At 46.7% G+C, this 17667-nt stretch carries 18 protein-coding genes; 14 read left to right on the top strand and 4 right to left on the bottom strand.

Annotation, left to right across the window (positions count from 1 at the left end):
* Positions 1 to 428 precede the first annotated feature (428 nt).
* From PXT33_RS12875 to PXT33_RS12810, 14 genes are all read left to right on the top strand, one after another.
* Complete coding sequence (locus PXT33_RS12875) at positions 429 to 629, top strand: hypothetical protein (protein WP_347070366.1); 201 nt, start codon at positions 429 to 431, stop codon at positions 627 to 629.
* Positions 630 to 640: 11 nt separating this feature from the next.
* Positions 641 to 865, top strand: a complete 225-nt coding sequence (locus tag PXT33_RS12870; protein ID WP_347070365.1) for a hypothetical protein — start codon at positions 641 to 643, stop codon at positions 863 to 865.
* Entirely contained in the window at positions 855 to 1817 is a 963-nt protein-coding gene (locus tag PXT33_RS12865) for an Eco57I restriction-modification methylase domain-containing protein (protein WP_298637518.1), read from the top strand. Before PXT33_RS12870 ends, PXT33_RS12865 begins: the two co-directional genes overlap by 11 nt.
* 10 nt (positions 1818 to 1827) lie before the next feature.
* Entirely contained in the window at positions 1828 to 2946 is a 1119-nt protein-coding gene (locus PXT33_RS12860; protein ID WP_120079928.1) for a toll/interleukin-1 receptor domain-containing protein, read from the top strand.
* Between the two features lie 45 nt (positions 2947 to 2991).
* Positions 2992 to 3252 carry a hypothetical protein gene (locus PXT33_RS12855; protein ID WP_120079926.1) on the top strand — a complete coding sequence of 87 codons (261 nt, stop codon included), beginning with the start codon at positions 2992 to 2994 and terminating at the stop codon, positions 3250 to 3252.
* A gap of 171 nt (positions 3253 to 3423) precedes the next feature.
* A complete protein-coding gene (locus tag PXT33_RS12850; protein ID WP_298637517.1) occupies positions 3424 to 3867 on the top strand; it encodes a hypothetical protein in 444 nt (147 codons plus the stop codon).
* Between the two features lie 651 nt (positions 3868 to 4518).
* A complete protein-coding gene (locus tag PXT33_RS12845; RefSeq protein WP_298637516.1) occupies positions 4519 to 5388 on the top strand; it encodes a DUF932 domain-containing protein in 870 nt (289 codons plus the stop codon).
* Between the two features lie 72 nt (positions 5389 to 5460).
* Positions 5461 to 6171 (top strand): DUF1071 domain-containing protein, encoded by a 711-nt coding sequence (locus tag PXT33_RS12840; RefSeq protein ID WP_332376739.1) that lies wholly within the window; start codon positions 5461 to 5463, stop codon positions 6169 to 6171.
* Positions 6172 to 6283: 112 nt separating this feature from the next.
* Positions 6284 to 8125 carry an AAA family ATPase gene (locus tag PXT33_RS12835; RefSeq protein WP_347070364.1) on the top strand — a complete coding sequence of 614 codons (1842 nt, stop codon included), beginning with the start codon at positions 6284 to 6286 and terminating at the stop codon, positions 8123 to 8125.
* A complete protein-coding gene (locus PXT33_RS12830; protein ID WP_332376737.1) occupies positions 8046 to 8384 on the top strand; it encodes a DUF3846 domain-containing protein in 339 nt (112 codons plus the stop codon). Before PXT33_RS12835 ends, PXT33_RS12830 begins: the two co-directional genes overlap by 80 nt.
* Positions 8385 to 8396: 12 nt before the next feature.
* A complete protein-coding gene (locus PXT33_RS12825; RefSeq protein WP_332376736.1) occupies positions 8397 to 8639 on the top strand; it encodes an LPD28 domain-containing protein in 243 nt (80 codons plus the stop codon).
* 96 nt (positions 8640 to 8735) lie between these two features.
* Positions 8736 to 9572, top strand: a complete 837-nt coding sequence (locus PXT33_RS12820; RefSeq protein ID WP_291015477.1) for a hypothetical protein — start codon at positions 8736 to 8738, stop codon at positions 9570 to 9572.
* A 23-nt stretch (positions 9573 to 9595) separates the two neighbouring features.
* A complete protein-coding gene (locus PXT33_RS12815) occupies positions 9596 to 10708 on the top strand; it encodes a hypothetical protein (protein WP_291015479.1) in 1113 nt (370 codons plus the stop codon).
* 801 nt (positions 10709 to 11509) lie between these two features.
* A complete protein-coding gene (locus PXT33_RS12810) occupies positions 11510 to 12790 on the top strand; it encodes a zinc-ribbon domain-containing protein (protein ID WP_173012886.1) in 1281 nt (426 codons plus the stop codon).
* A 104-nt stretch (positions 12791 to 12894) separates the two neighbouring features.
* Here PXT33_RS12810 and PXT33_RS12805 read toward each other — a convergent pair whose 3' ends face one another.
* The 4 genes from PXT33_RS12805 to PXT33_RS12790 form a co-directional block, all read right to left on the bottom strand.
* Entirely contained in the window at positions 12895 to 13554 is a 660-nt protein-coding gene (locus tag PXT33_RS12805) for a helix-turn-helix domain-containing protein (RefSeq protein WP_291015482.1), read from the bottom strand.
* Positions 13535 to 14212, bottom strand: a complete 678-nt coding sequence (locus PXT33_RS12800) for a DUF3990 domain-containing protein (RefSeq protein WP_332376735.1) — start codon at positions 14210 to 14212, stop codon at positions 13535 to 13537. Before PXT33_RS12800 ends, PXT33_RS12805 begins: the two co-directional genes overlap by 20 nt.
* Before the next feature lie 301 nt (positions 14213 to 14513).
* The gene (locus tag PXT33_RS12795) at positions 14514 to 15653 is read right to left on the bottom strand and encodes an XRE family transcriptional regulator (protein ID WP_332376734.1); all 1140 of its coding nucleotides are present in this window, start codon (positions 15651 to 15653) and stop codon (positions 14514 to 14516) included.
* 308 nt (positions 15654 to 15961) lie between these two features.
* A complete protein-coding gene (locus PXT33_RS12790; RefSeq protein WP_217296563.1) occupies positions 15962 to 17449 on the bottom strand; it encodes a recombinase family protein in 1488 nt (495 codons plus the stop codon).
* Positions 17450 to 17667: the final 218 nt, after the last annotated feature.

The following is a 17667-nucleotide window of genomic DNA, read 5'->3' as shown; positions in this document are numbered from 1 at the left end:
GGTGCATCATCGGTCTATTGGGTGTTCTGCTTATAAGATCTTTTGGATTCAGGGAGTTCCATCAAGAGAAAATCATCCCTTGGCTCGTTGGTATTGCTATGATTTTCTTCCTGATAGCTCTCATGTTTAACTAGAGCTAAAATTGGCTGAATACGGACTGAAAGGACGCATTGTTGTAGCAAGCAATGCAGACGTATATACATCTGCTTATTTTGCTTTGCAAAATACTTGTTGGGAACACCCAAACCCTTGAACTGCACCGTACCGATGCAGGCTGCGCGATTGCATCGCTGAACAGAATGCGATTTTGGTTTCAAGAGGGAACGGCAAAAAGCAGGCATGGATGGACGGCTTTCTTGTAAAACATTCACAAACCCCGAAAGGTGTGTTATTATAGTACCATCAACAAATTGAAGGGAGGGCGGCGGATGTTCAGCATTGCAGGAATTGACCTGTTGAAGCAGGAACTTTTGGACCATGAACGCACTCTCCTTGAGATTTTGCTTCAGGACAAGACCACCAAGAAAAACATCATCTGGGCAACCGATGATTACGCTGAACTGGGCGAACCATACAGCTTCAAAAAGAAATCCTGCCGGAACTGGTTACAGGCGAACAGGACAGTCTGATCCAGCCCAGAGTGGAAAAAGCACTGGAGCACCAGACCAACCGCACCCGTGACAAAGCAGAGGTGTTTACCCCCAGTTGGATCTGCAACGCACAGAACAATCTGGTGGATGAGCAGTGGTTTGGCAGGAAGGATGTTTTCAACATCCAGAAGGAGATGTCGTGGAAAGCAACGGCTGACAAAGAAGCTGGAAAAGCCAGAAACCTGGAGAAAGAACGGAGAACCAATGACTTTTGATGCAATCGTAGGAAACCCGCCTTATCAAATTGCGGACGGTGGCAACAACGCTAGTGCAATGCCAGTGTACCAGAGGTTTGTAGAACTTGCGACAACTATTGAGCCGCATTATGCTTCTATGATTATGCCTTCTCGTTGGTATTCTGGTGGTCGAGGATTGGATGATTTTCGCGCAAATATTATGAATGACACCAGAATGCGTGTGCTTTATGATTATGCGAGTTCGGATTATTGCTTCCCAGGCGTTGATATTTCGGGCGGTATTTGTTACTTTCTGTGGGATAAAGACTATGATGGTCCTTGTACGGTGACAAATGCCGAAAGTCAAATTGCACACAGCGTAAAGCGCTATCTAAACGAGTTCCCAATTTTGGTTCGTTCTAATGCGGCAATTTCAATTATTGATAAGGTTGCAAGAAGAAAAGAGCAAACGCTTGATACATTTGTCAGCAGTCAAAAAACGTTTGGCCTGCGGACATTTGCCCGCCCTGACGAAAATGGTGACCTCACTTTGCGTTGGAATGGTGGAAAAGGACCGATTTCTAGCGATAAAGTTACCGGCGGAACAGAGCTCATTGATAAGTGGAAGGTAATTGTTTCCAGAGTTTTGTATGAGCATGGTGGAAAGGCAGACAAGAATGGTCAATCTCGAATTTTGTCGATTCTTGAGATGTTGGGTCCCAAAGAGGTATGTAGCGAAACATATATCGTTGTGAACAGTTATGATACAGAAGCGGAAGCCGCTGGCTTGTATTCCTATCTCAAGACAAGGTTTGCACGATTCCTTATTATGCAGGCGACATCTTCTATTATGATAACACGCGGGTGCTTTATGTTTGTTCCTGTACAGAACTTTGCGGAAGAATGGACGGACGAAAAGTTGTACAAGAAGTATGAGCTGACGGAAGATGAGATTGCGTTTATTGAGAGTACGATTAGAGTGATGGAGTGAGGTGAAAATTATGGAAAAGCCTACAATCTTTTTTAGCCATTCTTCAAAGGACAGAGATGCAATTCTTCCCATTAAAGAGAAACTCATGAAAATTACCAGTGGTGTTATTCAAATTTTCATGTCTAGTGATGGCCAAAGTATTCCATTTGGTAACAACTGGGTTCATAAAATAGAGGAAGGATTAAACAACGCGAAAATCATGTTTGTGTTTGTCACACCGACTTCTATTGAATCAGGATGGATTTATTTTGAAGCTGGATTTGCATATTCAAAAGGTATTGATGTGATTCCGGTTGGTGTTGGTGTGGATATCGGCTCTATTAAGCCGCCACTTAGTCTCTTACAAGGATTTAATATTACTTCTGGTGAAAGTCTAAATAACTTTGTGACAGTAATAAATAAAAATTTTGATTTGAATTTCGAGACTATGTTTAACGAAAAGGACTTTCAAATTTTAGACACTACTATCGAAAAGAAAGAGCCAATACCACAGTTTAATGATATATTCACTTCTGCGGATTATATCGTTTCTGCAAACAAAAATCATCCTGAAAATTATGGAGGCCGTGCAGAAATACAAACTGCATTCGATGCGATGCAGGACTATTTGAAGGAGAATGATTATAAAATTTCCATTGATAGAAGGTTTAACCATACCATTTATAGCGTTCTTGTAAATGGACTGAGAATTATTCAGATTCCTGCTAGTTCAAAACCAAGAACAGATGGCTCAGATGATTTGAAAATCAATATGTCGATGTTTTCTTTTGAAGATTCTTTTGAACTGTTTAAATCGCTAATCATTGCTTCTGGAATTAAAAATTGTTCGTATCTTCGCTTCTTGCCAAATGCGCCATATGGCTATGTTACCTCAAAAGAAACTTTGTCCGCAATCGCATATAAAAATCCAGATTTATTGCTCCCGGACAGCGAACATATGGGAACCTATCATTTTTGCAATACAGATGTTGCATTCACTATATACGATAAGAGTTTTGATGGAAAAAATCCGCAATATGTTCTTAGTGTTGGCTTCTCTCCCGAAAATACAACCGCAAAGCAAATGGTTGACTGTATTGAAAATCTGATAAATATTGGAGTAATAACAAAGAATATCACTACTGCCTAAAAAATTAAAAAGAGTGAATGGCTCTTTTAAGAAAGGAGCCCCACCATGACCGAACAAGCACTCCGCAAAATGATTGCTGCCGGGGAAAGCACCCGGCAGGAGTTTAAGTCGTGGGTGAAGTGCAAGGACTACCGGCAGCGGAAAGAGCTTGCGGTGAAAAGTGCACTTTCGCAGGCAAAGAGCGGTCATCAGACGGGAAAGAAAATGGAAGGCGTTGCATCGGCAGCTTCGAATAGCCCGAAATACAGCAGCACGACCAAAACTCTTGTGGGCAGCGTTCTCTCGCAGTCTGACAAGAATCGCTAAATAACCTAAAATGGGGCGTACAGTTTACAACTGTGCGCTCCATTTTTTATAACAGAAATCAAATATAAAGTGATATTACGTCGAATTATTTGAGAAATTGCCGGAAAATCCATGTAGATAACATTGGAAAATTGTGGTATAATAATACCAACCAGAAAGGAGGGTTGTGCTATGGACAACAACCAACTACAGTACATCAAAATTCAATCGCAATACACTGATAAGGTAGAACAATTTGAAAAGTGCGTTGTCAAAGCCGCAAAGCTGACACACGCGATTGCTGACACGGCTGAGAAAAAATGCAAGCAGGCGCGGATGGCAATGGAATCTGGCAACATAGATGTCATGCGGAATACGATTCAGCAGTACATCTGCCAGTACGGACAGGATTGGTCGCGTTTCCGGGATGTTCGGATACAGCTTGTAGATGGGAACACCTATGCACAGCTCTCTGCCGTTGACCTTATCCAGCAGCTACATTGTGTTATCACGCTGGTGTACAAGGATACTGCGTTGAAAACGGTGAACAAAGAAGCATTCCGAGAGTGCGTTAAAAGTTTGCTGAAGCAGTCTAAAATGTTTACCGATAAAGAGCTAGATGCAATGTTTGCGTAAAACAGGATAGCTGAAAATAAGCAAAGCCCACAAGCTGGATATAAAATCCGGTCTGTGGGCTTTACCATATCAGGAGTAATATTTCTGTGTGTGGCTGGCCGGGACGAGGGCTTCTGGAACTAAACGGCAAGACCTATGCCTACTTATCCAGAAGTACTTGTTCCGCAGCAGACACATGATACTCCTGCAATGGGAACGCTCCCGGTTCCGGCAATCCCTGCATTACCTGATACGGCATCTGTATCTACCAATGGTGTTGCAACGGCTGCAACTGTCGATGATAATCTTACCCAAATCTAATTATTCGACTAACACATTATTTTCTACTGTATGTAGTAAAATTTCAATCTATAACTTTCTCAAATTCCCATTTTTCACCCAGATATAATAATCATGATTCAAAGCCTCTGAGTCGAAAGACTCAGGGGCTTTTTTATGTCTGGAGGTGAGCATTTTGTTATTCCGCACCATCACTATCATTATTACCATCGTATTTTAAAGCGCAGCTGCGCAGAAAAGAGAAAGCATTATGAACTTTTGGTCCGAAATCGTCAAAGAGGTTGGCACCGTCCTGGTGGAAGTCCTCGTCCGCATCGCTGAAGAAATGGAAAACAACAATTGATCACAGTACACTGAAAAGGAGATTTTACTATGCCCGCAAATGTTGAAACGATGTTCTCTGTCCGTGAGACCCCTTGGCACGGCCTTGGCCGTATCATTATGGATGCCCCTGCAAGCCGTGAAGCCTTGGAACTGGCCGGTCTGGATTGGCAGGTGGAAAGCCGTAATATCTATTCCGGCACGGGTGCTATGATCCCCGGCTATCGCGCAAATGTCCGCAGCACCGATGATGCTGTTCTGGGCGTGGTATCTGATCGCTACCGCATTGTCCAGAATGAGGAAGCATTCCAGTTCACCGATGACCTGCTGGGTGAAGGTGTTACTTACGAAACTGCCGGTTCTTTGCAGGGCGGCAAGAAGGTTTGGATGCTGGCAAGACTTCCGAGGAAATATCTTATCGCTGGAGATCAGGTAGAACCATATCTTGTGATCTTCAACAGTCATGACGGAAGTTCTGGTGTGAAAGTGGCCATGACTCCGATCCGTGTAGTCTGCCAGAACACACTGAACCTCGCGCTGAATACCGCAAAGCGCAGCTGGACTGCACGCCACACCGAAAATGTTCTGCTTCGCGTACAGGATGCCCGTGAAACACTGCAGCTTGACAGCAACAAGCTGTATGAGAACATCGTATATCTGGAAATGCGGAGCCGTGGCTATGAAGTTCAGGTCGGCAAGCTGGACGACACCGAAATTGATTTTATCTGCTACCGTGGAGATGAAAAGCTCTATATTCAGGTTGCTTACCTGATCACTCCCGCCGATGAAGAACGGGAGTTCGGTAATCTTGAGCGGCTGCACGACAACTATCCTAAGTATGTTATCAGTGGTGATTTGGCGAATTTAAGCCGAAACGGAATCATTCATCGAAACATCATTGATTTTCTGCTCAATCCGTAATTTTCACATCATGGGGCACAACAGTTGACGCTGTTGTGCCCTTTTTTCTTTATCAAAATTGGAGGCATTCTTATGGAAAATCCATTCGTAAAATTATTTGCTATTGACTTCAAAGATCATCTGGAAGTCAAAAAGTCCGGCAACACGGAACTGAAATATGTAAGCTGGGCGTATGCCTGGGCGGAGGTGAAAAAGCTGTATCCTTCTGCCAGCTATGAGGTCAAGAAATTCAACGGCCTGCCCTATGTTTATGATCCCATCACCGGCTTCATGGTGTACACCTCAGTCACGATTGAGGGCGTTTCGCACGAAATGTGGCTGCCTGTACTGGATGGCGCAAACAAAGCCATGAAAGCTGTGCCTTACACCTATACCACCCCGAAATGGGACTACAATCCTCAGACCCGCCGCCGTGAAAAGGTCGGCATGGAAGAGCGCACTGTAGAAGCAGCATCCATGTTCGATGTGAATAAGGCCATCATGCGGTGCTTGGTAAAGAACCTGGCTATGTTTGGTCTGGGCCTGTACGTTTATGCCGGAGAGGATTTGCCGGAAGATGCTGCACCACAGCCGGAGGCAGAGCCGCAAAAGCAGCCGAAACCGAAATCCACCAGCCAGAAGCAGGAACAGCCGCCTGTGCCCTGCATCTGTGCCCGGTGCAACCAGCCCATCAAGAGAGTCAAGCTGAAGGACGGTTCTATCATGCAGGCGGCAGAGTTTGCAGCCACCCATGAGGGAATGTGCGCTGACTGCTACAAAGCCACCAGATTGAACGTAGCATAATAAAACTGCTCTATTTCGATGTCACTTGATTCTTGTATGATTCTATATTTCATGGTACACTTACAGTAGTGAGTTCTGAAAGCTCTCCTCTGTGAGCGGAAAGGAGCATTGCATGAAAGATTTGCAGTTTCCTGTTGGAATCTCGAATTTTGAAAAGATTCGAGAAGGCGGGTATTATTATATCGACAAGACCAATCTGATTTCTGAACTTCTTAGCGGTGGTATCGCTGAAGTAACATTGATCACTCGTCCTCGCCGTTTCGGAAAATCCCTTGGTATGAGCACTCTCGCAAATTTTCTGGATATCCGCAAAGACAGCAAGCAACTGTTTGAGGGATTGGCAATCTCCAAAAATACAGAGCTTTGCAAAAAATGGATGAATCAGTGTCCTGTGGTCTTTTTCTCTTTCAAGGACACGGACGGTCTGACCTTTGAAAGCGCCTATGGAATGCTGCGCATGAAACTGGCATTTGCATTTCAGGATTATCAGTTTCTTTTGGATGACGCTGCTATTTCTGACGATGACAAAGGCATCTTTAAGCGAATTCTGGGACGCACTGCATCCATAGATGAAACCAAAAGCTGCTTTTTGCTATTGACCCGGATGCTGGAAATCCACTTCAAAAAATCGGCGGTCGTCATCCTGGATGAGTATGATGTTCCCATTGCAAAAGCCAGCAGCAACGGCTATTATTCGCAGATGCTGGACGTGATGCGGGCTATGATGAGCACCACGCTCAAAGACAATACTTCGCTCGACTTTGCTGTTGTTACCGGCTGTCTGAAAATTGCCAAAGAAAGCATTTTTACCGGGACGAACAATTTTGTTTCGGATACGATTCTTTCTCCCCGGTTGAGCGAATCCTTTGGTTTTACACAGGCAGATGTAGATCAAATGCTGAAAGATGCTGATCTTGAATCGCAGTCTGCTGAAATCAAGGCATGGTACGACGGTTATCATTTTGGCGATGCAGACATTTATTGTCCGTGGGACGTAATCAGTTATCTGCGGGATTTCCAGTATGGTGTAGCACAGAAGCCGAAAAGCTATTGGAAAAACACCAGTGATAACGCCATCATCCGTTCTTTCATCGACTATGCAGGCGACAATATCACCACAAAGCTTGAAACTCTGATGGCTGGCGGCTCTATTGTTCAGCATATTGAAGAAAACCTGACCTACGATTATCTACACTCCTCTGAGGAAAATCTTTGGAGTGTGCTGTATCTGACAGGCTATCTGACCAAAGTGCGTGATAAAGATTTGCCGGATTCGCTGCCGGATGGCTGCTCTGCGTTGATGATTCCCAATGCAGAGATTCGGGAAATTTTTGAAACCACTGTAAGCAAATGGTTTGACGACAGTGCAAAGGCATGGAACCGCAGCCCGTTGTTTGATGCAGTCTGGAGCGGAAACAACGAAGCTCTGACAAAAGAGATGACCAAGCTGCTGCGTATGACTATCAGCTACCATGACTATCGGGAGGATTTTTACCACGCTTTCCTTGCAGGCATCTTTACTGGTGCTGGCTATGTGGTAGAATCCAACAAAGAGCATGGCGAAGGACGCAGCGATGTTATTGTAAAGGATATCCGCAATGGTCGTGTGGCAATTTTTGAAGCCAAGTATGCAAAAACTCTGGATGCTCTGCCGGATGCCTGTGATACTGCTATTCAGCAGATCAATGACCGGATGTATGCGGCGGACTTCCGGGATGACTATGATGACATCCTCTGCTATGGCATCGCATTCTTCAAGAAACGCTGTATGGTAAGGAAAAATAATTATTCACTTAGGGAGTATCTTCGGATGCTCCCTTTACTTTTGCAGGACAGTCCGTGTGGGCTGTCCTGTTTTTATTTGGAGGCACACAATGAAAGAAGAAAAAATCAAAGTCCTTGCGCTCCTGCCAATGGAGTTGCCAAAGGAGATCGAACTGGACAACACCCTTGAAGCCATGCAGAACTTTGTAGGCGGGCTGATTGAATGCATCACATTGAGTGATACCAGTTCAGAGGTCACACTGGTCTGCAATGATGAAGGCAAGCTGCTTGGCCTGCCGCTCAATCGTCCGCTGTGGGATGGAGCCGATGTTCTTGCCGGGCCGGGATTTCTGGCCGGATGTGACAACGAAGGGAATCTGACTTCCCTGCCGCAGAGTACAATGGATTTCTACAAAGAGAAATTCAGAGCTTTTATCATTGAAATCTAAGGAGGACAGATTATGACCTTTCATGCAATGACCGAACACTACGAAGAGATCACGGTTTGCGGAAAGCCTGCGCTGTTCACCAGCATCCGCATCAAGAGAGATACCATTCCGGATGGTCTGTACGCCTACGATGTTCGGCATGATGACGAGTGCCGGGGCATCCCTTGTGAGATCGCGCCCTTGGATGGCGAGGGCACCACCAATCACAAACTGTGCACTACCATTTCTGATTTTATGACCGCCTATGCCCACTAAAACTGTATTAAAAATGCCGTATATTCTGTTTTGTATCTGTACACAGATTCATGCATTGATAGCACACCCTACCTATTCAAAAAAGCACTAGAAAGCTTGCGTGACCGTCCCATTGTATGGATTCGTTCTGAAAACATCAACTTCAATGAGTCTTCCAGTGCCTATAGTCGGGACAAAAACTATCAAGCGCTGATGAATTCTATGCAAAGCAACCAGAAGCACCCTCTATATATGATTGTTTCGTCCAATCTTACCCCACGTCAGCGAACCTTTTGTCTACCAATACAAGATTTTATCGATCCTTATGAAGCTACAAATTCGATTGATTCTATCGGTGGGCTAATAAATTCAATTATGAATAACGCCAATGCATTCAATTCGACAGTGGAACGTTCTTTTACCAAAGTCTTCGATGATCTTGGCGAAGATTGTTCTGTACAACGGGAAATCGCAGCACTATCTATGATAGCTGATGTTGTAAAGTGGCATTACTCCATGCAAGTGCCTCCACAAACGCTTTCCGTCCGCTGTGACGAATACCTTGAAACATACACTCGCTACTGGGAAAGAATCAACGATGGCAACATCCTTACACCTTTCCGAAACGCACTCTATGCAGCCCGGCGAAGCAATATGATTTGTTTTCGTTCACTCGAAGATGTCGATATCAGCTTTGACTGTCAAAAGGAGATTCTCTATGATGATACCTATTATTATACATCGACTGCCCTTTTGAAAAAGATCATCAAAGCACATCTATCGTCCTATATGCCGTCCGATGTGCTCAGTCGTCTAAAAACGGTGGGTGTCCTTTCTGGATCAGTCTCAAAAACTCTCACCCTTGCACCAAACGAGTCAAAGGATTTTCGCTTTCGGACACTTCTAAGAAGCACCCTGCATCAACCCGGAAGTCGTGACCTTGTTGAAGTCTAAAAAACAAAAGGAGTTTGATTATTATGCCAATGCTATCACAAACCTACATAGGAAAGTACTGCGAAGGAGGCCAAGAGCTATCCGTTTTCACGAAAAGCATCCCCGGACAGGATAACGACTCTTATGTTATCCTCGGTGAATCCGGCTACGGAAAGAGTGTTGCTGCCCAAAGTATCGTGCTGCAAAAGGCCAATCAGAGCTATAGCGTCCGCAGCATCGATATTCATAACTCCTCTGCCCCGGAACATCTCTTTCCAATTTTCAGAAAGTCATTTGAACATCTGTCCTCACAAATTGATGCATACAACACGCCCATTCCAACAACGCTTTTTGAGCCACTGCACTATGCGGATGGAACTATGGAATCACCTGCAGATTTAAGTTATACGCTTTCCAATATTATAGCTAATCACCTCAGATTAAGCTGTTCTTCAACAGCTGCCCTCTCGGAAGCTCTTGAACATGCGATTTCCGACCGTGATAATAATCCAGATATTTTTCCAGCAGTTCATAAAACCCTTGAGGGATTTGGCACGAAAGCGTCAAGAAATGCAGCCGCTCATCTTGCGCCGCTTCTGCGGCACAATATTTTCAGGCATCAACCTGTCAACCATTCTTTCGGCATCGAAAACATCGGCCTAAGCAAGTTTCCGCCCCTCTTCAAGAACGTGATTGTTGACTTACTTCTTTTTGACGAGTTCCGCACTGCATCGCAGGGAGGACAACCGCCACGCTACATCTACATAGATGAGATGCAGAACCTCTCCATCGACAAGGACTGTTATCTTGGCAAAATCCTGACAGAAGGAAGAAAATACTCTCTGAATGTGATCCTTGCCAGCCAGAGTATCCGTGAGTTTAACGCGTCCGAAAGAACAATGCTCTGCCAAGCAAACCACAAACTTCTCTTTCACCCTGCTCTCCTAGAAGTAAAGTATTATGCCGAGCTTCTCGCATCTCCACAGCATCGGGCTGAGATTTCTGACCTTTTACGGAATCTGGAGGTTGGGCAGTGCGTTTTTCAAGGCCCTATCTATATTGGAGAAGACTCCAAACCAACTCGCGCTCCTATTTGTGTGAACATCAGTCATCTGGAAGATATTGCATCGGCTTCATTGTCGAAATCGAGCACCTGATTCCATTGCCAGCATTCAAAGGCAGAAATTTATAACCAAGTGTTCTTGTAATATAAGTAAAGCTTTAAATGCTTCGCTTGTCAATCATTTTTAAGGAGGATTTGTCATGAACATCCCAGATGGATTTTTTAACGATCCTGTCTCCCTAGAGTATTCTGATCTGCTATCAACTATGAGGCCCGCCATCTATTTTACAGCGCCTCCATGTTGCCACTCCGGCGATTGTGGATACATCGATTGTAGTGCTATCACGCTGCGTGACCAGAGTCTATTTTTTAACTGTGGCTATGTCAGCCCCCCTTTAAACGTCCAATATGAGGTGGTACAACCTGATTTACATTCTTTGGAGCGTTATGACTTCTCAAAAATGCCAGATCTTCCCTGGTACCCTTAATCGCCCTTTAAGAGTCCTATATCTGAGAAAGATATTCTTACTTTGAAGCCGCCTGTGCTTTCCATCATTTTACGAAAGGAGAGAAAAATTATGGTTAATAAGCCGCAGGATTTTCTTACACTAACAGGTGCCGCACGTCGTGCACGGAGCGAAGGTTATGATATAACATACCACAGTCTCCGCAATCTCGTAGCCGCCGGTTACATAAGTCACGTACCGAACGGATCACGTATCTACATCTTTTACCCGAATTTGGTACATTTTATCCAGAAGGGGCTCACGGCTGAACAGAGCCTGGATTACCAGCTCTCCCGCACCCGCAACTAATCCGACCGTCTGCTCCCGGCGTCACCTTGATGCCGGGGGCATTTTTGAAGCAAGTTCAAAGCAATAGGAGGTTCAGATCTATGTTCTGTGAAAATTGCGGTCATCAAATCTCAGATACCGCTAAATTCTGCTCTGCCTGCGGTCATCCCGTTGGCACAGCGCCATCCCCAGGTGCAGTAGCTCCACCTGCCGTTCCGGCCAAGCGAGAATCTCCCCGGCTGAAAGCCTCGTCTGGCAATGGCAGCATCACACGAATGTCCGGAACACGCCGGAAGCCATGGCTGCTCCGAATGCCAATCCCTGATCCTCACACCGGAATTACAGTCATGAAGGCTGTTGGCACCTACGTCACCCGTGAAGAAGCCGAGGCGGTACGCGCCGAAATGATGAAGCGTCCGGCTACACCCTATCAGGACTCTACCCTGCAGGACTGCTTCCGGATGTTCAAAGAGTCCCGTGAATATAAGGGCCGGTCCGATAAGGCTCGCGAGCTCTATGACATTGCGTGGAAATATCTCCGTCCGCTGTGGCACTTCAAAATTGCCGCCCTCTATGCGCAGGACTTTCAAAACATCTTAGACAAGATGGCCGATAACGGCCTGTCTCAAAGTATGTTGGAAAAAGAGCGTACTCTTATCAGTAAGCTGTATCGCACAGCCATTGGCTGGCGTGTCGTGGATGCCAACCTTGCATCTGTCCTGAAAGTCGAAGGACGCAAATCTCCGGAACGCGAGATTTTCACGGACGAACAGGTGACGCTGATCCTGAGCCAAAAGAACACGCCCACCGGGCAGATGGTAATTGCTCTTCTGGCCTGCGGAGTGCGTATCTATGAGCTGCTGCACTTCAAACACGAAGATTTTCACCGCACGGAATCCGGTGCTTATCTGATCGGCGGCTGCAAGACCGAGGCCGGACGCAACCGCATCATTCCCATTCTCGACTTTGGCATTCCGGTTTTTGAACATGCGTATGCCACCTCTGTGGAAAATGGTCCGCTCTTTCCCAATGGAAAAGGCGGTTTCTGGAATGAAAAGAACTGGCGTAACCGCAAATTCTATCCTTTCCTGGAGGAAATCGGCATCCAGCCGAATCCTTACGACGAAAATGGTAAGCGCAAACCGGAGTTTGCCGGGAAGCTTGCCACCTATACGCCCTACACCACCCGCCATACCTACGCCAGCCTTTGTGACCGCGCAGGCGTCAACAAGGATATCCTGAAACGCGCTGTCGGGCACACGCCCAAATCCAAAACGTTAGATGAAGTCTATCTCCATCCGAAAGCGACCCAGATGATCGAAGCATTTGATAAGGCCAATCAGCTGGTCAATGATGAAGTTCTGACCACAACGAAGGCATAACAACTTCAAAGAGAAAAGCTGCCGATCCGTGAGAATTTTTCTCTCATGGATGGCAGCTTTCTTTTTTGTTTGCACAATCTGTGTCAGGTCTCATCGCTTCATTCTTATTTAAAATTCAGCGGTGGAACTTTCTCCATCAGATCCTCCACGTTGCAATTCAGCGCACGCGCAAGGCGAAGCAGCGTTTCTGCTTGTGCTTTGTTGATGTCCTTCTGTCGCTGTTCGTACTGCTGGATGGTACGCACAGACACATCAGCCTGTCCTGCCAGTTCCGATTGGCTCAATCCGGCCAATGTGCGCATGGCTTTCAGGTTTGTTTCCGGCTTTGCCGCACGGTACAACTCGTTCATCTTGTCTGCAAACTGCCGTACATCCATCTCGTGGTAGGGCGTATACAGCAGCCGCACTTTCGTGATAGACACTGCTTGTTCAATCTCCGCAAAACGCAGACTGGTCAGCCACTGGTAATAGGAAAGAGCCCAGCCTGTCCAGTATTCCGGGCTGCGGTCGTAGGCATACGAGGGTTTCTGCATAGGCACGACTTCGCCCGCCTGCTCCAGTACAGCGCGGGCAAGTTCTACACCGGACAAGCCCACCAACACAGAACAATCCCCCTGCTCGAACCGGGCAGACAGTTCACTGGTCACAAACCACTGCCATGCCGTCTCCAACGGATAATGCAGATCGTTGACAAGATAATCCAACATCCGGGCAAGATTTTTCTGTGCAGCAGAAAGATAGCTTTTATCGTAAGCGTGGATCATTGGGCTTCATCTCCTCGTCGAGAATCGTGGTAATATAAAGGTCTCCCCTCTGACGGCGGTTGCGCTCCACGTCAAAATATTGGCGGCGGGCTGTCTGGTCACGGAAGGCCTTTTTCTTATACCATTCTTTAGAGTCTGCGGTCTCATAGCCGAGAAATTCCAGCTGTTCAAAGGCCGCTTTGCTTTTCAGCACGAACTGCTGCCCCAGCTTGCCCAAGCGCATGGCATTGCACAACTGGCGGTAAGAGATTGCGCCGTTGATAAAATCGGATGCAAAGGAAAAATAGCTGTCATCTGCCCTGTAGCCAATGATGATATCAGCAGACTTATAGTCGAGGCGAAAAGTGTTCATCAGGTATTCTTTGGCTTCTGCGGCCAGCGGGGCAGAAGTATCGAATTCGCGGTTCTCCAAAAGAATCGTCAGCCAATGCAGCATCGTGTAACCGGGAGCGTTCAAATCCAGAATGGTCAAACCGTCGCATTCGATTTTATACCGGTTAGCGTAGCCATTGTGGTCGATGCCAACGCCCCACTCTTTGGCCATGTTGGGGTTCTGAGTGCAGTAAAAGCCGATGCCATAGTCATTGTAGGGCTTGCCATAGCCGAACTTTGGCTTTTCAATAATATGATCCGAACCGTGATAAATTATTTTTTCCACAGAACCACCTCCTTGCTCCAATTATACTCCCGTAGGAGTATACATGCAAGAGCTTTATATGAGAATTACGCTATGCACAACACAAGATGTTTTCTTTTCGCTTTGATCAACCCGTTCTTGTACTTTCTGATGGATTAGAGTATAAATGAATACAATGATATTTTCAGGATTCCCAACAAGGAAGTCTCGCAGGAATATGTCAATGCCCTCAGCACGATGAACTGGCACGGTGTGACGGCTTCAGATATACAAAAAATCGCCAATGCATGAGAGAAAAATCTCTCACGTTTGGCGATTTCCTTTACCCTAAAAGCACTCTTGCTCTGCGCTGTACCTCTTTTTCGATCATCTTCAAGCGATTTGGCGGCAGATTATAACGTGTCGCTCTGCGGTCAAAATGGAAATCCAGCAGCTTATGGAGCATTGCACGGTGACGAGGTTTCATTGCACTCTTTGCAGCTGCAAAGAAATCATCGTATGCAAGCGGAAGCAGTGTGCGGGCATATTCATCAAATGCTTTCTGGTTGTCCCAAAGATCCGTTCCGCCCAGACTGAACAGCGAGTTTCCGTGGTCAAACAGCGGTGCAGGTGCCGCAATCGTGTTGGTTTTATTGTCTACCAGCACGCCAAAGTTTCCATAGTGGCGGTCTGTATTGCAGATGATTGCATCAAAGACCAGCATATCTTCCAGTGCATCCACAAAGTTCTGACCTAACGTCTGATAATACGCAAAAATTGCTTTTATTCCACCTTTGGACACAAGCTGTCCGATGGGAATATAAGAATACTCTTTGCTGGTGAACAGCTCACACTTGGAACAAAGCGTCTTTTTCAGATCTTTTGTCAGGGTGTAGCGAATCGCATTCACGCCCATCACCTGTGCAACTTGATAAGCATACATTTCCGAGTACGGTTCAAATCCCAGATTACTGAACCCTGACGTGCCACCTTTATAAAGATAGATTTTTCCGTTTTGTCTGCGCCAGCATTTTGGCAGCATCCCGTTGGTCGAGAACTCCGGGCAGGACGCAAGCGAAGTTCGTATGCTGCTGCCATATCCTGTAAAGGCGATTGCTGCCAGCACCTGACTGAATCGGTTATCGTAAAGATTTACTTTTTCAAAGGTGTCACCGGAGCCCTCTGCATCTACCCAAAAGCAATCATTGAGTGAAAGTCCTTTGCAGACGGTGATAATTCCCAGCGGACGATTCAAAGAAAGCCCCACCTTGGAGAGCAGAGCATCTACATACGCTCGGTTCTTCGGAATTGTGCGATGCCGCAGCCAGCGTTCTACGCCATCTTCTGATACAGTCAGGTTCAAAGGTAGAAAGGAACTGTTTTCTTCGTAAACCTTTATAATATGGAGGTCAGTATCTGCACTGTCCATGTTTGCTTCAAAGGTAAGCAGTGGCAAATCAAAATGCCGGATGGTGTAGCGCACAGCGATTTCTCCTTTCATCCATGATCTTTTTCTTTATTATACGGCATCAGAATCCGAATGAAAAGCACCGTCGTCATTCTGTACAAAATTTGAGGATAAAATTTTATACCCAAAAATCTGCAAAAATCGGGTTTCCGGAGCCATTTTGCCGTTCCTCTCCGAATTTTGCTACAGATCTGCTACAAACTTGCTACAAACGACTGAAAAGGGGGCCTCCCACACGTTTCATTATCAATATGCAAAAGTGAATCCGCTTCACTTTTGCATATCAAAAATCACGTAGGTACAAGAAAAAGCCGCTTACCTTTTCAGGTAAACGGCCTTACGTTTGGTGGAGCATTCTCCACAGCACTCGAACCCAACACCTCTTCACGGGAGATGGTTTTGGAATCGTCCGTGAAGTTGAAATTGAGCACGACCCGGTCGTCAAAGACGTAGACCGAGTTGACAAAGGTATCAATGATCTGCCGCTGGTGCTCCATGTCTCTCATGTCACCCTTGCGGAATTTTTCAAACCAGAACCGCATCCACTCGCGGGTCAGGACGGGCTTTTTCAGCTCTTCTTCCAGAATGCTGGTGTTCAGAGCTTCTTTCCGGGCTTCCAGTTCGTCCAGCCGCTGCTTGGTGGTCGGGGTCAGGATGCCCTGTTCAATGGCTTCCAGAAGGTTTGCCAGCCGCTTCTCTGTATCCCGGAGCTGGTCTTTCAAAACAGGCAGTCGGGTGTTCTCCTGCTGCTGGGCTTCCATAATCAAATCTATCAGCTGTTCGATGATTTCATCGCTGAAAATCACCTTAATGGCAGTCTCCACCACGAACCGTTCCAACGGCTCTTTGCGGATAGCTTTCAGGTCGCAGTGCGCCTTGCCGTGGCGTTTGGCGTTGCCGCACTTGTAGTAATAGTAGGTGTTTCCCATGTGGCTGGTGCCGCTCTCGCCGCCCATCAGGGTGCCGCACTTGCCGCAGAACAGCTTGGTGGTCAGCAGATAGCTCACATCCTCTTTTGCGGGTCGACCATGGGCAATCCTGTTTTGCTCGAAACGCTGCTGCACCCGGTCGAACAAGTCCTCGTCCACGATGGCCGGAATGCCGCCCGGTGTCACGATGTCCTTATATCGGTATTCACCTATGTAACGGCGGTTCCGGAAAATCTGGAAGAAGCTGTTCTTGACAAAAGGCTTGCCGGTACGGGTGCGCAGCCCTCGCTCGTTCAGGGATGCTGCGATCTTCTCGGCAGGCTCGCCGTTGGCGTACCGGGTAAAAATCTCCTGCACAATGGGAGCCGTCTCCGGGTCGATATGGTACAGTCTGTCCTCCTTGCCAATGGTGAAGCCCAGCGGAACGATACCGCCGTTGTACTTGCACTGGAGGGCATTTTCGCGCTCACCGCGCGCTACTTTCAGGGCAAGTTCGGCGGAATAGTATTCCGCCATGCCGATAAGCATACTCTCCACCATAATGCCTTCAGGCCCCTGCGAAATGGGTTCCATGGCAGACACCAGATGGACGCCGTTCTTTTCCAGCTGGTACTTGTAGTTCACGGCATCGAACCGATTCCGGGCAAAGCGGTCGAGCTTCCAGACCAGAACTACATCGAAGATTTTCTTTGCGCTGTCCTTAATCATCCTCTGGAAGTCCGGGCGGTCATCCGTCTTGGCGGAGTAGGCACGGTCGATGTAGGTGCCGACCACGGTGATACCGTTCTTCTCGGCGTAGTCCTTGCAGTCGCGCAGCTGCCCTTCAATGGACGCTTCGCGCTGGCTGTCGGAAGAATAGCGGGCGTAGATTACGGCGGTCATGGTTGCACCTCCTTGACAGTATGTTCGGGTTGCCTTTATAGTATCGAGTTAAGCGCAGCTTGTCAACAATCTGCGAGCAGATTGAAATGTGAAAATTACGAAACGCAGCGAAAAAGGGGAGAGCAAGAATCGTCCCGTGGCCACAAATTTTCAATTCTTGAAAATGTTGTGCCCTTCCGGGACTGCACTTCTGCAACGCTCCCGCGTTTTGAAGTGTT

This window comes from Faecalibacterium taiwanense (assembly GCF_036632915.2).
Classification (GTDB): Bacteria; Bacillota; Clostridia; order Oscillospirales; family Ruminococcaceae; genus Faecalibacterium; species Faecalibacterium taiwanense.
This window is presented reverse-complemented; position numbering and strand designations above follow the sequence as displayed.

Coding starts and splice junctions, on each gene's coding strand:
- PXT33_RS12860 (WP_120079928.1), top strand. CDS start 1,828: ATGGAAAAGCCTACAATCTTTTTTAGCCATTCTTCAAAGGACAGAGAT.
- PXT33_RS12790 (WP_217296563.1), bottom strand. CDS start 17,449: ATGACCGCCGTAATCTACGCCCGCTATTCTTCCGACAGCCAGCGCGAA.
- PXT33_RS12875 (WP_347070366.1), top strand. CDS start 429: ATGTTCAGCATTGCAGGAATTGACCTGTTGAAGCAGGAACTTTTGGAC.
- PXT33_RS12825 (WP_332376736.1), top strand. CDS start 8,397: ATGACCTTTCATGCAATGACCGAACACTACGAAGAGATCACGGTTTGC.
- PXT33_RS12815 (WP_291015479.1), top strand. CDS start 9,596: ATGCCAATGCTATCACAAACCTACATAGGAAAGTACTGCGAAGGAGGC.
- PXT33_RS12850 (WP_298637517.1), top strand. CDS start 3,424: ATGGACAACAACCAACTACAGTACATCAAAATTCAATCGCAATACACT.
- PXT33_RS12805 (WP_291015482.1), bottom strand. CDS start 13,554: ATGATCCACGCTTACGATAAAAGCTATCTTTCTGCTGCACAGAAAAAT.
- PXT33_RS12865 (WP_298637518.1), top strand. CDS start 855: ATGACTTTTGATGCAATCGTAGGAAACCCGCCTTATCAAATTGCGGAC.
- PXT33_RS12835 (WP_347070364.1), top strand. CDS start 6,284: ATGAAAGATTTGCAGTTTCCTGTTGGAATCTCGAATTTTGAAAAGATT.
- PXT33_RS12855 (WP_120079926.1), top strand. CDS start 2,992: ATGACCGAACAAGCACTCCGCAAAATGATTGCTGCCGGGGAAAGCACC.
- PXT33_RS12840 (WP_332376739.1), top strand. CDS start 5,461: ATGGAAAATCCATTCGTAAAATTATTTGCTATTGACTTCAAAGATCAT.
- PXT33_RS12810 (WP_173012886.1), top strand. CDS start 11,510: ATGTTCTGTGAAAATTGCGGTCATCAAATCTCAGATACCGCTAAATTC.
- PXT33_RS12845 (WP_298637516.1), top strand. CDS start 4,519: ATGCCCGCAAATGTTGAAACGATGTTCTCTGTCCGTGAGACCCCTTGG.
- PXT33_RS12830 (WP_332376737.1), top strand. CDS start 8,046: ATGAAAGAAGAAAAAATCAAAGTCCTTGCGCTCCTGCCAATGGAGTTG.